Origin of the sequence: Pseudarthrobacter raffinosi (assembly GCF_023913835.1) — a bacterium.
GTDB classification, from domain to species: domain Bacteria; phylum Actinomycetota; class Actinomycetes; order Actinomycetales; family Micrococcaceae; genus Arthrobacter; species Arthrobacter raffinosi.
This window is the reverse complement of record NZ_JAMXBG010000001.1, coordinates 243,093-257,679: the sequence shown is the minus strand read 5'-3', so window position 1 is coordinate 257,679 and position 14,587 is coordinate 243,093. Positions and strand designations below refer to the sequence as shown.

General features: G+C 66.3%; 15 protein-coding genes and 1 pseudogene. 6 read left to right on the top strand and 10 right to left on the bottom strand.

Features of this window, described 5'->3' with window-relative positions:
• Positions 1–13 precede the first annotated feature (13 nt).
• On the bottom strand, positions 14–541 hold the full coding sequence (locus NG697_RS01160; RefSeq protein ID WP_252608782.1) for a hypothetical protein: 528 nt from the start codon (positions 539–541) through the stop codon (positions 14–16).
• A complete protein-coding gene (locus NG697_RS01155; RefSeq protein ID WP_252599315.1) occupies positions 538–1,800 on the bottom strand; it encodes a serine/threonine-protein kinase in 1,263 nt (420 codons plus the stop codon). Before NG697_RS01155 ends, NG697_RS01160 begins: the two co-directional genes overlap by 4 nt.
• 250 nt (positions 1,801–2,050) lie before the next feature.
• Here NG697_RS01155 and NG697_RS01150 point away from each other — a divergent pair, with 250 nt between their 5' ends.
• On the top strand, positions 2,051–2,722 hold the full coding sequence (locus NG697_RS01150) for a hypothetical protein (protein ID WP_252613378.1): 672 nt from the start codon (positions 2,051–2,053) through the stop codon (positions 2,720–2,722).
• Between the two features lie 13 nt (positions 2,723–2,735).
• On the opposite strand, the gene NG697_RS01145 is transcribed toward NG697_RS01150, so the two are convergent.
• Positions 2,736–4,259: a SulP family inorganic anion transporter gene (locus NG697_RS01145; protein ID WP_252613376.1), complete on the bottom strand. Its 1,524-nt coding sequence runs from the start codon at positions 4,257–4,259 to the stop codon at positions 2,736–2,738.
• A gap of 178 nt (positions 4,260–4,437) precedes the next feature.
• Between NG697_RS01145 and NG697_RS01140 the strand changes: the two genes are divergently transcribed.
• From NG697_RS01140 to NG697_RS01120, 5 genes and pseudogenes are all read left to right on the top strand, one after another.
• Entirely contained in the window at positions 4,438–4,821 is a 384-nt protein-coding gene (locus NG697_RS01140; protein WP_252599310.1) for a helix-turn-helix domain-containing protein, read from the top strand.
• Between the two features lie 158 nt (positions 4,822–4,979).
• Positions 4,980–5,889 (top strand): annotated as a pseudogene (locus NG697_RS01135) (ABC transporter ATP-binding protein).
• Between the two features lie 11 nt (positions 5,890–5,900).
• Entirely contained in the window at positions 5,901–6,389 is a 489-nt protein-coding gene (locus NG697_RS01130) for a hypothetical protein (protein ID WP_252613374.1), read from the top strand.
• Positions 6,390–6,427: 38 nt separating this feature from the next.
• Positions 6,428–7,270: an efflux permease Rv1217c-related protein gene (locus NG697_RS01125; RefSeq protein WP_252599306.1), complete on the top strand. Its 843-nt coding sequence runs from the start codon at positions 6,428–6,430 to the stop codon at positions 7,268–7,270.
• Between the two features lie 151 nt (positions 7,271–7,421).
• Complete coding sequence (locus tag NG697_RS01120; RefSeq protein WP_252599305.1) at positions 7,422–8,297, top strand: ion channel; 876 nt, start codon at positions 7,422–7,424, stop codon at positions 8,295–8,297.
• 42 nt (positions 8,298–8,339) lie between these two features.
• Here NG697_RS01120 and NG697_RS01115 read toward each other — a convergent pair whose 3' ends face one another.
• From NG697_RS01115 to NG697_RS01085, 7 genes are all read right to left on the bottom strand, one after another.
• Positions 8,340–8,834: a methyltransferase family protein gene (locus NG697_RS01115; protein WP_252608765.1), complete on the bottom strand. Its 495-nt coding sequence runs from the start codon at positions 8,832–8,834 to the stop codon at positions 8,340–8,342.
• A gap of 74 nt (positions 8,835–8,908) precedes the next feature.
• Positions 8,909–9,730: an alpha/beta fold hydrolase gene (locus NG697_RS01110; protein WP_252613372.1), complete on the bottom strand. Its 822-nt coding sequence runs from the start codon at positions 9,728–9,730 to the stop codon at positions 8,909–8,911.
• 91 nt (positions 9,731–9,821) lie between these two features.
• Positions 9,822–10,106, bottom strand: coding sequence for an SRPBCC family protein (locus NG697_RS01105; protein WP_252599302.1), 285 nt, complete (start codon positions 10,104–10,106; stop codon positions 9,822–9,824).
• 88 nt (positions 10,107–10,194) lie between these two features.
• On the bottom strand, positions 10,195–10,530 hold the full coding sequence (locus NG697_RS01100; protein WP_252599301.1) for a YciI family protein: 336 nt from the start codon (positions 10,528–10,530) through the stop codon (positions 10,195–10,197).
• Positions 10,531–10,583: 53 nt separating this feature from the next.
• A complete protein-coding gene (locus NG697_RS01095; RefSeq protein ID WP_308293068.1) occupies positions 10,584–11,126 on the bottom strand; it encodes a TIGR03086 family metal-binding protein in 543 nt (180 codons plus the stop codon).
• Positions 11,127–11,220: 94 nt separating this feature from the next.
• On the bottom strand, positions 11,221–11,811 hold the full coding sequence (locus NG697_RS01090; RefSeq protein WP_252613368.1) for a dihydrofolate reductase family protein: 591 nt from the start codon (positions 11,809–11,811) through the stop codon (positions 11,221–11,223).
• 20 nt (positions 11,812–11,831) lie between these two features.
• Positions 11,832–14,516, bottom strand: coding sequence for a PEP/pyruvate-binding domain-containing protein (locus tag NG697_RS01085; protein WP_252613366.1), 2,685 nt, complete (start codon positions 14,514–14,516; stop codon positions 11,832–11,834).
• Positions 14,517–14,587: the final 71 nt, after the last annotated feature.

Below are 14,587 nucleotides of genomic sequence, written 5' to 3'. Positions count from 1 at the left end.
GGACGGCAAATCGTCAGCCGTTCTTGTTTTTGCCTTTCCCCTCGGCGCCTTTTGCCTGTTCCGGTGCAGGAGCTGGTGCCGGTATAGGTTCCGGCACGACGGGCGCAGTGTTTTCCTGGGCGGCCTGCGCGGCTTCCGCGTCGGCCTTGGCTTTTTCCGCTTCTGCCGCGGCAACCGCTGCTTCTTCAGCTGCCTTCGCTGCCGCGGCGGCGGCTTCTACGGCGGCATTGAGGTCGGCCCTGACGGCGGTGATGCTGGTCATGATGCTTCGGCGCCGTTCCTCGGAGACCTGGCCGCTGCCGGCTGCAGTCGCCAGGTCCGCTTCCAGATTCTCCAGTGCCGTGAGCGCGGCCGCGTGATCGTTGGCGGCCGCTGCCTGGCTTACGCCGAGCACGAGTTCCTGAAGATGGGAGGCCGTGTCGCGCTGCAGGCCGGTAGCGGCCGGGCCGCAGCCGGCGAGCGATGCCGCCAGCACCAAGGTGGCGGCAAAGCCGGCTCCCCGTGCTCCGGCGCGCTGGCCTGTGGAGTAAAAGCCGGTCATGGTTCCACACTCTTCTGAAGTTCCAGGAGGTGGTCACCCAGCGTGCCGCTCACCGCGGGGTAAGGCACGACGCCGGATGTGGACTCTGGCGCCTGGCCCGCTGTCAGTGCCGCGGCCCCGCCTGCCAGCGCAACAAGGATCAGGATGGCCACCACCGGGAGCCGCCGCATCTTCTGTCCCGCACGGGCCGACCTCCGTCGGCGCACTCCCAGGGGGCTGCTGGGCTGATAGGCGCCAGGCACCGGCCGTGACTGGGCGGCGTTGGCGGAATCCTCACCGTTGGGGCCTTCGTTGGTCGGCCTTGCGCGCAGATTAGGGGAGGGCGACTCTCCTGTGACGGACGGCGTCCTGAACGGCATGGCCGGCAGCACACGCGTGGTTTCCGGTGCAAGGTCGCCGGGAGTGGATGTCGGCGAGACAAGGGCCTGCCGCAGCACCGTCTCGATGTCCGCAGCTGTCGGGCGTTCCAGCGGCTCGATTGCCGTCATCGAGCGGATCAGGTCTGCCCACTCGGCAGGGAGATCCGCAGGAATTTTGGGCGCGCGGTGCAGCCTGGCCACCGCAGATTCCACGGCGCTGCCGGGGTACTCCATTGTCTGCTTGGTGCATTCGAGCAGGACCAGCCCCAGCGAATAGATGTCTGTGGCAGGGGTGAGCGGGGAACCCATGGCCTGTTCGGGGCTGAGGTACGCCGCGGTGCCCACCATTGCCCCCGTAACGGTCAGGCGTGTTGCGTCGGCGATTCGTGCTATGCCGAAGTCTGCGACCTTGGCCCGCAGTGGCTCCCCGGGTCGGATCTGCACCAAGAGGATGTTGCCCGGCTTGATATCGCGGTGGAGGATGCCGAGGCCGTGGACATAGGCCAGTGCGTCGGCGATGCCGGCTCCTATGACGGCGAGCTCGTCCAGGGGGACTTTACTGTGCCTGATCCGGCTGCGCAGATCCTGTCCCTCGACCAGTTCCATCGTCAGGAACGGCCGGGGCTCCTCCGGGATACGTGCGTCGACGCCGACATCGAACAATGTCACGAGGCTGGGATGGTTCAGCGTCGCCAGCAGCGTTATTTCAGCTTCCTGGCGTTTCAACTCGTCTGCGTCGGGGGCCTGGGGTGCGAACAGCTTCAAGGCCACGTCGCGACCCAGATTCTTATCCCTTGCACGGTAGACGGACGACATGCCGCCGCGGCCGATCACCTCGCCCAGCCGGTAACGTCCGCCAACCACGTCGATTCTGTTGGAGCTCGGCGATTCCGCCACCATACCCGTTCCTTCCGGCGCTGCGGCAATGTATATACCAAAATCATAAGGCAACTTACTATATTGGCCACTCCGCGAGGCCAGCCATCACCGGATGGCCGTCGAAATCAGGAACCGGCGATGTTTTGCACCCTCAAGGAACCGGCGAGTGGCGCCCGCATCGTTCCCATGGCTCACGGTCTATACTGAGAATCCAGAACTGCGACTCCTGTGGGAGGGAGCCCGGCGTGGCACCTGCTGCAGGAGGCCCCTCATGTCTATCCAGGCCAAGTATTCGCTTCGCGCAGGCGTCGTGGCGATCGCGCCAGTGATCCTGCTCGCCGCTCTCGGTTACCACCCGTACCTTCCGGGTCCACAGCCGAACATTGATGCGTTGGTTGCGGAGGTCACCGCCGACCCGACGCGCTGGGCGGTTGTGCATTTGGCGACGGGAGTCGCTTCAGCAGTCCTGGCCGTGGCATTCCTCGCGATCAGAAGCCACCTGCACGAGCTGGGCGAAGACCGCTGGAGCGCCGCCGCGCTGCCCTTCGTCGTCATCGGCAGCACGCTGTACGCGATGCTGCCAGGAATGGAATTCGCACCGCTCGCCGCGAGTGAAACGGGCGGAGACGTCGGGGCGGCTCAAGTTGCCCTGCTCCCATGGTTCATCCCGCTGCTGATCGCCGCGGCGGTCGCATTTGCTGTCGGGATGGTCGGCTTTGCCATCAGCGTCTCGCGTAGCGGACTGCTGAACCCTTGGCTTACCTGGGTCGTCGTCGTGGCGCTGCTCGTCATGGCCCTGTCGCGTGTTGTCCCGCTGTCCGCCGTCCAGTTCTACGTCCACGGTGTCGCCGCTCTCGTGGCCATGCTGCCCATGGCGTACAGCATGTGGAAGCATCCGACGACATCCATCCCTGACACCCAGCGTGCCGTGAAGTCGACCTGACGGGGACTGAGGTTCAGTGCCCGGCGCCGAGCTTCCCGCCGAGGCGTTGGCGCATGAGTTCGCTGGCGTCGTTGAGGCCGATGATCTTCACTTCCGTGCCGTGGTGCCGGTACTTTTCGGTGATCGCATCCAGGGCAGCGATGGTGGAGGCGTCCCAGAGGTGTGAGGCGTGCATGTCGATGATGACCTCCTTGGGGTCCAGGGCGTATTCGAACTTGGTATAGAGGTCGTTGGACGAGGCGAAAAACAGTTCACCGTCTACGACGTAGGTAGCGGTTTCATGACCGTCAACGGTCTTGGCTGTCCGCTCCACCGTGACGAAATGGGCCACCCGGCGGGCGAAGAGAACCATCGCGACGAGGACGCCGACGCCGACGCCGATGGCGAGGTTGTGGGTGGCGACGGTAACGATGACGGTGGCGACCATGACCATCGTTTCGCTCTTGGGCATCATCTTCAGCGTCCGGGGGTGGATGCTGTGCCAGTCGAACGTGGCCCACGAAACGAAAATCATCACTGCGACGAGCGCGGCCATGGGGATCAGCGAAACGATGTCGCCCAAGGCTACGACGAGGATCAGCAGGAAGACCCCGGCGAGGAGGGTGGAGATGCGGGTGCGCGCGCCGGAGGCTTTGACGTTGATCATGGTCTGGCCGATCATCGCGCAACCGCCCATGCCGCCGGTAAAGCCGGTGACGATGTTGGCCACGCCCTGGCCCCACGCTTCGCGGGTCTTATGGGAGCGGGTGTCCGTGACGTCATCGACAAGCTTGGCGGTCATGAGGGATTCCAGGAGGCCGACGAACGCCATGGCCAGCGCGAAGGGGAAAATGATCTGCAGCGTCTCGAGGTTGAACGGAACATTCGGAATGAAGAGCGAGGGCAGCGAATCGGGCAGGTCGCCCTTATCACCCACGGTCGGCACGGCGACGGAGGCAAGCACCGTTATGAGGGTCAGGACCACAATCGCGACCAACGGGGCGGGAATGGCGTTCGTGAGTTTGGGCAGGCCGAACACGATCACCAGTGCCAGGGCCACCAGCGGGTAAACCAGCCAGGGGACACCGAGCAGCTCGGGGACCTGGGACATAAAGATCAGGATTGCCAGGGCGTTGACGAAGCCCACCATCACCGAGCGCGGAATGAATCGCATCAGCTTCGCCACCCCGGACAGGCCCAGGATGACCTGGAAGACTCCTGCGAGGATCACGGCGGCGATGAAGTAGTCCACACCGTGGGACTTCACCAGTGGGGCAATGACGAGGGCGATCGCACCGGTGGCGGCGGAGATCATCGCCGGCCGGCCGCCAACGAACGCAATGGTGACGGCCATCGTGAAGGAGGCGAACAATCCCAGCCGCGGATCCACCCCGGCGATAATCGAGAACGCGATCGCTTCCGGGATCAACGCCAGGGCGACGACCAGCCCGGCGAGGACTTCGGTTTTGAGCCGGCGCGGAGACTTCAGGGTTTCCCGGACAGATTGCAGCTGTTCGGGTGTGTAGGCTGAGGCTTCCCCGGCGGTTTTGACGGCCATTGCTGGCTCCGTTCATGGTCAGGAAGACACGAGAGTGTCTTCGCTTTTTCGAAGAATGCAGGGGGCGCAGCGCCGCGCCGGGAAGTGGGCATCTATCCTTGAAGGTCTCACCACTCACCACAAACTCTACCCTAACGTGATGGTAGAGTTGTATCCGGACAAGGAACGGAGGTCCCTGATGACGGCCAAAACCGGCAGCACCACCATGCACATCGGCGAACTGGCAGAACGGACGGGCTTGTCCCTGCGGACCATCCGGCACTACGACGACGTGGGTCTGCTGCCTGCAACCGCACGCACTGACGGTGGGTTCCGGGTCTATTCGGAAGATGACTTCGACCGTCTCATGGTGATCAAGCAGATGAAGCCTTTGGGGTTCTCGCTCGAGGAAATGGCCGAGATCCTTGGCATCCTCGCCGCAGGTCAGGGCCATGAAGTTCCAGAGGAAGGCCGGGCGAGGCTCTCGGATTTCTTGGAGCAGGCCGTCCACCAGCGGGCCAAAATGGCCCGGAACCTGGCCCAAGCGGACGAGTTCATCCAACGGCTCAACGCACAGCCGTGACGGGCCTGCGCCGGTAGCTCTTCCCTGGCGGGTTGGCCGGACGTAGGCTGTGGATCGGAGAGCCGGGAAGCCTGGTCGGCCCGCGGGAATCTGTGCCCGCGGAACGCCATGGCAGCCGCCTCGGTCGTTATCGCTGGACCGAGGGAACGGAACCCACCATGACATCCGCAACGGAACCGGTCATTGACGCCACCCTGCTCGTGAAGACTTTCGGCAGGACCCGGGCACTGGACAACCTTGATCTGCGCGTTGGTCCGGGCGAGGTCCACGGGTTTCTTGGTCCCAACGGCGCGGGCAAATCAACATCCCTCAGAGTGCTGCTCGGGCTGATCCGGCCGACATCGGGAACCGCGCGTGCGTTCGGGCTGGATCCCTGGCGGGACCCGGTCCGGGCCCACCGGGACGTCGCCTACGTTCCCGGGGACGTGAGCCTTTGGCCGAACCTCTCCGGCGGTGAAGTCATTGACCTGCTTACCGGACTGCGCGGCGGATCCGATGAGCGGCTGCGCCGGGAACTGATCGACGAGTTCGAATTCGACCCGCGGCGCAAGGCCCGTACGTATTCCAAGGGAAACCGGCAGAAGGGTGGCACTGATCGCGGCCTTCGCCCGCCCGGCCCGCCTCTATCTGCTCGATGAGCCCAGCGCCGGCCTGGACCCGGTGATGGATTCGGTGTTCCGCCGGCAGGTCCGGCGCGTCAGCGCGGACGGCGCCACTGTTCTGCTCTCCAGCCATATCCTCAGCGAAGTCGAGCAGCTCTGCGGCCGGGTGACGATCATCCGCTCCGGCCGGGCCGTGGAATCGGGGACCCTGGCTGAGCTGAGGCATCTGAAACTCACCCATTTCAGGCTCGAGGGCGCTGACGCTGCACTGCTGGCAGCCCTGCCCGGCGTACAGGGGGTTCTGACCGACGGGGACGTGGTCGAGTTTGACGTGGACCCAGCGGACCTTGCCCCGGTTTTGCAAGCGGTCGCCGCGGCGGGGATCAGCGGACTGATCGTCTCGCCGCCGTCGTTGGAGTCCCTGTTCCTGAGCCACTACAGCGATTCCAATGGGCAGGTGCGCTGATGTCCGGAGTCATGACTTTGCTGTTGATTCAGGCGCGCAGGGACCGGATCGTGCTGCCAGCATGGATTCTGGGCATCGCTTTTCTGGGGTTTGCCATCGCAGGGGCGGTTGCCACGGAGTTCGCTGACGAGTCCGAGCGGGCTGCGATCATCGGAATGTCTGTGGCGCGCCCGGCGTTCCGGTTCATCCGCGGACTGCCCGACGGCACCAGTATCGGAGCTTTGGTGTTCTTCCAGGGCTATTCCTTCACCGCCGTGCTCGCAGGATTAATGAGCACGTTTCTGGTCATCCGGCATACCCGCACCGATGAAGAGCTCGGACGGGCAGAGCTGGTCGGGTCCGTACCGGTCCGGCGCGCCGCGTCGTTGACGGCAACCCTGATCCTTGGCGGGGCGCCGATCCGGCCCATGTCACCAGCGGGTGGGTTTCGCTTCTTTCGCCTATCGGATGGGGGCAGCGTTCCCGGCCTTTCACGGCCGCCGATCCCGCACCGCTGCTGATCCTGACCGCGGCCGCAGCCGTCCTGGCCGGTGCGGTCATGGTACTCAGGAGCCGCAGGGATCTGGGCGCCAGCCTCCTGCCCGAACGCGCGGGCCCGGAACGCGCTGGGGCCGGGGGTGCTTCGTTCCTTGGCCTTGCCTGGCGCCAGCAGCTGCCCACCCTGATCGGCTGGTCCGTCGCCGCAGCCCTCCTGGGTGGCATCGCTGGGGGCCTCGGGCCCGCGGTCAGCGACGTGATCGGCGGCAATGACTCACTACGGCAGCTGATCAACCGGCTCGTCCCGGGCGCCCGGGCAGGGATGATCGATGTCTTCACCGCAGCCTTGCTGGGCATCGCCGGTGTCCTCGCCGCAGCCGCCGGCATCCAGGCGGTGCTGCGGCTCCGTGCAGAAGAGGCCGAGGGCCGGGCCGAACTTCTCCTTGCCGCACCCAGAACCAAGGCCCGGTGGCTTGGCGCGAACCTGATCCTCGCCGCCTCCTCGACAGTAGCGGTGGCCGTCGTCGCCGGGACCGCAGCCACCATCGGTCTTGCCCTGGCCGGAGCGGAAAACGGCCCGCCAGGCCTGCTGGTCGGCGCCGCTTTGGGGCACGTCCCGGCCGCCGTCGTCTTCGTCGCGGCAACCGCGGTCCTCTTTGCAGCGGCACCCAGAGTGAGTATTCCACTGGGTTGGGGCATGCTGGCCGCCGGCCTTGTCCTGGGCCAGTTCGGTGAACTTCTGCGCCTGCCGGCCTGGCTGCAGGACGCGAGCCCTTTCCGTCACTCGGCGGCGATGCCAGTCGAAGCCTTCAACCCCGCGCCTGCCCTGACCATGACCGTCATCGCCCTCGCCGGGGCAGGGATCGCTGCCTACCGGCTCCGGCGCCGTGACCTCACCGCGTGATGCCGACCCGTGATGCCGACCGCAGAGGCGGCACCGGCCGCGTGCCTTCATGGCGCACCCTTTTCAATAGTTGAAGGGTGCCCGCCGTCGCATTCGATCCCTGCCGGGCCTTGGGTGCTCCGGGGCAGCTACCCAACGCCTAAGGTGAAGCATGGACTTTGCGGACGTTGTGCTGACGGTCATCGGTGCGGGACTGATTCTGCTGATGGCCGCAGATGTCTTTCACACGCTCCTCTATCCTCACGGCACGGGACCCGTGTGCAGGCTGATCATGCGTGCACTGTGGCTCCTGTCCCGACGATTCGCCGGCCGGGCCTCCACTGTCGCGGCACCCGCCGCCATGGCGGCGGTGATCGGCGCCTGGGCGTCCTTGTCCATCATGGGATGGGCACTGGTGTATTTACCGCATTTACCGGACGGGTTCGTCTACGCAGCGGGCGTCCCCCAGGGAGGGGACCTTGCCGAGGCCATGTATATCTCGATGGTCAGCCTCTCCACGGTCGGCTTCGGTGAGATAGTTCCGGCGGCGCCATTACTTCGGTTCGTCGTCGCTGCACAGGCCGTCACAGGATTCGGGTTGCTTACGGCCACGGTCTCCTGGATTCTGCAGATGTACCCCGCCCTCAGCCGACGCCGCGCCCTTGCCCACGAGCTGAACCTGTTCAGGCAGGCCGCCGGGCCGCAAGGCATGTCGACGTTGGAATCCGGACATGCCGCTGCCTTGCTCGAATCATTCGCCAGAAGTGTAGCCACGGTCAGCATGGACCTGCTGGCGTTCAACGAAACGTACTACTTCCACGAAGCGCAGCAGAGAGGATCACTGCCGGCCACCGTCGCCTATGCGCACCAACTGGCCTCAGAAGCGCAGGCAAGCACGAACATCGACCTGCAATTCGCCGGACGGATGATGCACGCGGCCTTGGATGACCTGGCCGAGGTCCTCCGCGGAAAATTCGGACACACCGGCCAAACCTCCTCAGAAGTGTTCCAAAGCTACGAAAGTCATCACCGGCACCGCCGGAACTAAGGAAGTGCCGCCCGCGATGCCCGTTGAAGAGTTCTCTTGCCGCTAAATAGCGAGCCCGCCGCGCAAGCAATGCCCCGGCACTTTGCAGGGCAATGCATCTGGCGGACTGTGCCTCATCGGGAACCCGAGGTAGCGCGGAACCTTTTTCGCGTAATCACGGTAGGACCGTCCGAAGAGCTCGGCCAGCATGGTCTCTTCGCCGAGGACAAAGCGGTGTTCCACAAGCAATTCGGCCGGCAGCGTCGCGAGGACCCATGATGAACCGGCCAAGGTTCCCGCGCCCAGTTGGATGAGCCACCAGCCGACATACATCGGATGGCGGGTGATTGCATACGGGCCGGTGATGACCAGCTCCACCGGCCGCTCCAGCGCGAAGGGGCCCGCCGAGCGGCGTCGCCGTTCAGCCAGCGCCCAAAGATTCAGGCCGACGCCGGCGAGCAGCAGTGCCGCCCCCGCTATCCGGTGGAGGGAGCGGGAGCCGGGAAGCGGCATTGGACGGACCCGGTCAAGGAGGAGATCCAGGGCCAGCGCGGCCACGATAGGCAGTGGCAGCGGGAGGTTGTCGTAAACCTCCTTCAACCGCCTGGCTGGCGAGCTTGCAGAACGGGCCGTCACAGTACGTCCGATGGCTTGCGGGCGTCAAAGAGGGAGGCGAGGAACGCCGTCGTATCTTCTGCGACCTGTTCCGGGCACTCCCACAGCACCGGGTGCCCCACATCGGGGTAGACCTTCAGCACGGAGCCGGGGATCCGGGCCGCCAGGGTTTCCTGGTCGCGGCGTGGCAGCAAGCTGTCCTGGGCGCCCCACAGGATCAGCGTGGGGGCGTGGATGGTTCCCGTTTCCGTGGGTGGCGTGGCCTCGCACAGCCCGTTCAGGATGCCTTTCCACATATGGGCCGGCATCCTGAGACCGTCGCGCACGCGGTCCTCGATGTACCAGGCGGGAACCTCGTGCAGCAGGGGAAACCAGGACAGGGACGCCCGTACCCAGTCCTCGTCGAGGGGGTCAGCCAGGGCGTCCACTTCGTCTGCGAAGGCGGTCCGCCCGTGGAGGCTCCAGGGAGCACCCACCAGCACCAGTGCAGCGACCTTTTGTGGGTGGGCAATGGCGAGCTGCTGGGCAACGTAGCCGCCGCTTGAGGAGCCGACGACGACGGCGCTCGGCACGTTGAGGGCCTCCAGGATTGCGGCTGCGTCCTCGGCCTGTTCCGCCAGGGAGTAGCCGCGCTCCGGTTTGTCCGCCTCGCCTTGCCCGCGGAGGTCCGGCGCGTAGACCCGGAGGCCGGTCAGCAGGGGAATCAGGCGGTCAAAGCTGCCGCGGGATTCGCCCCACGCGTGCAGCAGCAGCACCGGCTTTGCGTCGCCGTCGCCGTGAATGAGGCACGGCACCGTGATGCCGGTGTGGAGCCTGAGATCGCGGACTTCGGAGTCCATAGATTCAGGGTACGCCGCGGGCCGCCCTCGGTAGAGTTTCGCCTATGGAAACCCTGGTGAGGGTCCGGGTTGCGCGGATCAGTCCATCGAATCAGCCCTTCGCTTCGGCTGCCGCTTTCAGGTCGGAGGTGAACTGGGAGAAGCTGGCGTCGAAGGACGGAATCTTGCTCGCGAACAGCGGAAACACCGGCCCGCCGATACGTTCAGACATCTCGAAACGGGTCTTTCCTGGGCCGGTTTCCTTGAGAGTGTAGACGCGGGTTCCGAGCGCGTCACCCCGTGCCAGCCGTGCAGTCGGTGAAAATTCCTTGATTTTCAGGGTGAATGTCCGGCTGAAAGTCGTGACTCTTGTTGTCGCGGTTCCGTCGATGCTCATGACATGGGAATTCCAATCTGTGCGTCGCCGGTGCCCGCCGCTGCCGTGAAGGGCGGCGGACACCGGCCTAATCCATAGGGAGCCAGGACTACATTCCGGGGATCTGCTGGGCCTCGTGGACCTCGATTTCGCAGCCACCTGGCATGTTCAGGTGCGGGTGCTGCTTGGCGAGCTCCAAGGCTGCTTCGACGTTCTCGGCCTCGATGAGGCTGTAGCCGGCGACCTCGCGCTGGCTCGGTGCCGTGGCTCCGCCGGGCGAAACGCGGACGCCGTTGGCCAGCGGGGTTCCGAAGTCGACCATCCCGTCGCCGACTTTGGCAGCCCAGGCGTTCCACTCCGCCATAACGGCTGCCATGTCTTCCGGTGCCGGCGCGGCCTCTGCGGGAGTCATCGGGGCGTGGTAAACAAAGAGAAACTTTGACATTCTCGGTCCTTCTTTCGTGATTGCTGTTTCTGTTGTTTGCCTGGCGGAAACGGTCAGACTGTGACGGTCCGGCCGGTGAAGGCGATGAGACGCTCGAGGCCGCCGGCGGTCTCCGCGACGGGTTGGGCGGGTGCGAAGCTGCCACCGGAGCGGACCTGTTCGGAGATCGTCGCCAGGGCCAGCCCTTCCACGTAGTCGGTGACGACGTCGGACACGGCCAGCTGCTGGCCGCTTGCCTTCGCGAAGTCCCACGCATGCACGAGCAGTTCGAGGTTCAGGATGCCGGCCACCATAGTCGCGGGGAGCTCGGCGAAGCCCATATCGATGGTTCCGTCAACGCCGCGGCGGGCGAAGGCTTCCAGTACGGGTTGCGCCAGTTCGGCGATCCGGACCTCGGGTGCAGCATCTCTGCGGTCCGTGATGTCGGCACCGAGGGCGGTGCCCATGTTTCTGAGCGATCCGGACAGGTGCTCAAGCAGCTCGTGGGCGGTGAACGCCTCGCTCGGCGTGGGCTTGTCGCGGTCCTCCGGCGTGAGCTTGCGCAGCACACCAAGGAGCACGGCAAGTGAGGCGTCCGCGGAACTGAGGTGGTCGATCGGATCAGGGGCAGCGGACCATTCGACCGGGCCGTGCCGGCGACACTTGGGGCCTAGCTTGGCCGTGGTCCTGATGCAGATCGAGCATCAGTTTTCAGCGGATCACCCGGTAGCGCACATGCGTGACGAGGGCGGTGCCGCTCACTTCTGTCGGCTCCAGCGTGAGGTTCGCGACGCCGTCGAGCAGCCGTTCGCCCGCCCCCAGGATGATGGGCGCGGTGTGGAGCCGCAGCTCGTCGATCAGCCCCGCCGATAGGTATTGCTGGGCGGTCTGCGCTCCGCCGGCAATGGCCACGTCCTTGCTGCCGGCGGCCTCCCGTGCCTGGGCCAGTGCCGATTCGATGCCGTCGGTCACGAAGTTGAACGTGGTGCCGCCCTGCATCTGCAGGGGCTCGCGTGGCTGATGGGTGAGAACGAAAACCGGTGCGTGATAGGGCGGCTCCTCGCCCCACCATCCCCGCCAGTCCTCATCCCACGCCCCGGGACCTGCGAACATGTTCCGTCCCATGATGTAGGCGCCGGAAGCGAGGATGCCTTCGATCGCGGCCGCGTTGGCCTCGGGTTCCTCGAACATCCACCGGTGCAGGAGCTCGCCGCCCTCGCCCAGCGGCTCCGCCGGGCTTTGGTTCGGGCCGGCGACAAAGCCGTCGAGGGAGATGGTCAGGTCGCACGTGACTCGGCTCATGCGCCCATCATGCCACCCGGTCACGGCTCCTGCGTAGGGCTTGGATGCTCGATCGTGACGGTGCCGGCGTCGCCGTCGACGCGGATCTGCTGGCCGCTGGTGAGCCGCTGGGTGGCAACTCCGGTGCCGAGCACGGCCGGGATGCCGTACTCCCGGGCCACGATGGAGCTGTGGCTCAACGGGCCGCCCACATCGGTCACCACGGCGGAGGCCATCGCGAACAGCGAGGTCCAGGCGGGCGTGGTGATGCGGGCCACCAGGACCTCTCCGGGCTCCATCAGGGCGAAATCCTGGGGCCCCCGCAGGACGCGGGCCGGAGCGCTGACCCGGCCCGGGCTCGCGCCCGTGCCCTTGATGATGTCGCCGAGTTGGTGCTGCGAGCCTGCAGGCATCATGGACCCGAAGGCCTTTTCCATCCACCGGCTCTCCGGGAGCAGTTGCGGGGCAGCGGCCTTCACCTGGCCCCGCCACAGCATCTTGCGCTCCTCAACCGCGGCGGCGCGGACGGGGCGGTTCGCTCCGGTAATGGCCACGGCCGCCGGGGTGCCCGGCGCGGCCAGTCCGAACTCGATGGCGCTGCGCAGCTCCTGGTGCCGCAGCCAGAACACGTCGGCGGGCTCGGTGATGACAGCGGAGTCCACCAGCCGCTGTCCCAGTTCCAGCAGCATCCGCCGCAGCAGCGGCCAGGCCAGACCGACGTCGGCCAAGGCATCCTCGCGGATCGGCGCGGTGTTCTGTGCCCACCGGAGCAAACGGAGGAACGCGGCCCGGCGGCGCGGCCCGAGCCGGGTGCTGATCCGGCTGGTTTCGTCCTCCCGGCGGGCGGCCGACGGCCGCTGCCGCTCGTGCGGGTCAGCACCTTGCCCCCGCAGATAGAACTTCACCGCGCCCAGCAACGCTGACGGATCGTCGGCTGGCACGGGGCTGGCGAAGTCCAGGTTGTACACCGCATGGCCGAACCGGCCGAGGTGGTCCTGGAAGCGAGGACGCCACAACTGCCACAACGGCTCACTGAACCCGGCAGGCGGGAACCCCGTGCGCTGGGACTCGGCCAACGCCGTCGTCGGTTCATGGAGGATCGCCGCGGCGAGCCCAGGGACGCCGCGGGCCCAGGCTGCCAGGTCGTACAGAGACTTCTCCGCCCGGATGGGTTCGCTGTCGTAGCCGAGGATGAACGTCAGGGCGGGGGGATCCCCCTCGCGGCGGACGAACTTGTCGTAATACGCACCGAAGGAGATTTCGCTGGTCGCGGCGAGCGCAATGACTGACTGCACGGCTGTGTAGTACACGGTGCCGGCGTCCAGCAGCGCCTGCACGCCGTCCAGCAGTTCCGCACCGGAGAGCTCCGCGGCGGGCTTCGCCTGCCAGTCTTTGATCACGCGTTCGTAGCGGGGATGCGAGAATTCGCGCCAGCCGGCCACTCCCATGTGCGCCTGGCCGCGGGCCAGTGCGCGTACCGCCGTCAGCGCCCTGCCCATTACCCGCCACATTCCGGAGGTGCGGTAGTAGTAATAGGCGTAGCCGTTGATGGTGGGCAGCCCCACGTCGTCCTCGCGGATGACGTTCGTGCCGACGGCCTCGTTCATCAAGGCTCGCAGCGACCTGGACACCGAGCCGTCAATGAGGTCGGCAAACAGCGGCGAGAGCGGGTCGGGCAACTGTTCCACGATGCTCGCCCTGAAGTACATCCCCTTCGGGTACGGCACGGGCCAGGTGTCCGGGATGTCGGCCGCCGGTTCGGGGAGCGCGGTGATGGGCCGGGATTGCAGGATGAAAAACTCGCCCCCGGCCCGCGCCCACTCGATGTCCTGCGGTGCCCCGAAATGATCCGCACTCCGCGTCCCGTAGCCGGCGAGCTCGGCTGCGGCCCGGTCGTCCAGTACGGGCGCACGACGGCGGGCTGCCGCCACCGGCTGCTCCCGGGTGCCGTGCTCAGCGTAGACAGTCATAACCGCCTTGTCGGCCGTGTGCCGCGACACCACGGTGCCAGTCCCGGCGTCGACCACGAGGTCATCCGTGGTGACCGACCCGCTGACCACGGATTCGCCCAGTCCCCACGCGGCACTGATGGCGATCTGGTCGCGGCGCCTGTTGGCCGGGTTGGCGGTGAACATCACCCCGGCGGCGTCGGCCTGGACCATCCGCTGGACCACCACGGCGAGCCGCACCGAGTCCGGTCCGATGCCTTCGCGGGCCCTGTAGGCCATGGCCCGCGCCGTCCACAGGGAGGCCCAGCAATCGATCACGGCCGCGGCCAGCGCCTCGGCCCCGCGGACATTCAGGTAGGTTTCCTGTTGCCCGGCGAAGCTGGCTGCGGCGAGGTCCTCGGCCGTGGCGGAGGAACGCACCGCGACGGCGGTTTCCCCGCCGTCGTCGAGACGCGCGTCGCCAAGACGCCCGTAGGCGGCGCCGAGTTCCGCTGCGACGGCGGCCGGCATGGTGCCGGCCGTGAACAGGGTTCGGATCCGCTCCGAGGCGTCCTCGTAGTCCTGTGGCGTGGCATCCGGCGGCACAGTTGCCAGTTCCTGGATGCGTGCCTCATTGTGGTTGGTTTCCACAAAGTGCGAATAAGCTGCGGTGTTCAGCACAAACCCCGGGGGGACGGGCAGCCCGGCCTGAAGGAGGCCGCCCAGTCCCACGGCCTTGCCGCCGGCCACGGCGATGTCGGCTGCTCCCACATCGGCCAAACTGTTGACGTAGGTCATGACTGCGCGTCCTTACTGCCCGGTTATGGGGCGCCTGCAGCGAACCTGATTCTCCACATACTGGCACTGCC

Excerpts from the sequence above, each read along its gene's own strand:
- NG697_RS01160 (WP_252608782.1), bottom strand. The coding sequence starts at position 541 with ATGACCGGCTTTTACTCCACAGGCCAGCGCGCCGGAGCACGGGGAGCC.
- NG697_RS01155 (WP_252599315.1), bottom strand. The coding sequence starts at position 1,800 with ATGGTGGCGGAATCGCCGAGCTCCAACAGAATCGACGTGGTTGGCGGA.
- NG697_RS01150 (WP_252613378.1), top strand. The coding sequence starts at position 2,051 with ATGTCTATCCAGGCCAAGTATTCGCTTCGCGCAGGCGTCGTGGCGATC.
- NG697_RS01145 (WP_252613376.1), bottom strand. The coding sequence starts at position 4,259 with ATGGCCGTCAAAACCGCCGGGGAAGCCTCAGCCTACACACCCGAACAG.
- NG697_RS01140 (WP_252599310.1), top strand. The coding sequence starts at position 4,438 with ATGACGGCCAAAACCGGCAGCACCACCATGCACATCGGCGAACTGGCA.
- NG697_RS01130 (WP_252613374.1), top strand. The coding sequence starts at position 5,901 with ATGACTTTGCTGTTGATTCAGGCGCGCAGGGACCGGATCGTGCTGCCA.
- NG697_RS01125 (WP_252599306.1), top strand. The coding sequence starts at position 6,428 with ATGGTACTCAGGAGCCGCAGGGATCTGGGCGCCAGCCTCCTGCCCGAA.
- NG697_RS01120 (WP_252599305.1), top strand. The coding sequence starts at position 7,422 with ATGGACTTTGCGGACGTTGTGCTGACGGTCATCGGTGCGGGACTGATT.
- NG697_RS01110 (WP_252613372.1), bottom strand. The coding sequence starts at position 9,730 with ATGGACTCCGAAGTCCGCGATCTCAGGCTCCACACCGGCATCACGGTG.
- NG697_RS01105 (WP_252599302.1), bottom strand. The coding sequence starts at position 10,106 with ATGAGCATCGACGGAACCGCGACAACAAGAGTCACGACTTTCAGCCGG.
- NG697_RS01100 (WP_252599301.1), bottom strand. The coding sequence starts at position 10,530 with ATGTCAAAGTTTCTCTTTGTTTACCACGCCCCGATGACTCCCGCAGAG.
- NG697_RS01090 (WP_252613368.1), bottom strand. The coding sequence starts at position 11,811 with ATGAGCCGAGTCACGTGCGACCTGACCATCTCCCTCGACGGCTTTGTC.
- NG697_RS01085 (WP_252613366.1), bottom strand. The coding sequence starts at position 14,516 with ATGACCTACGTCAACAGTTTGGCCGATGTGGGAGCAGCCGACATCGCC.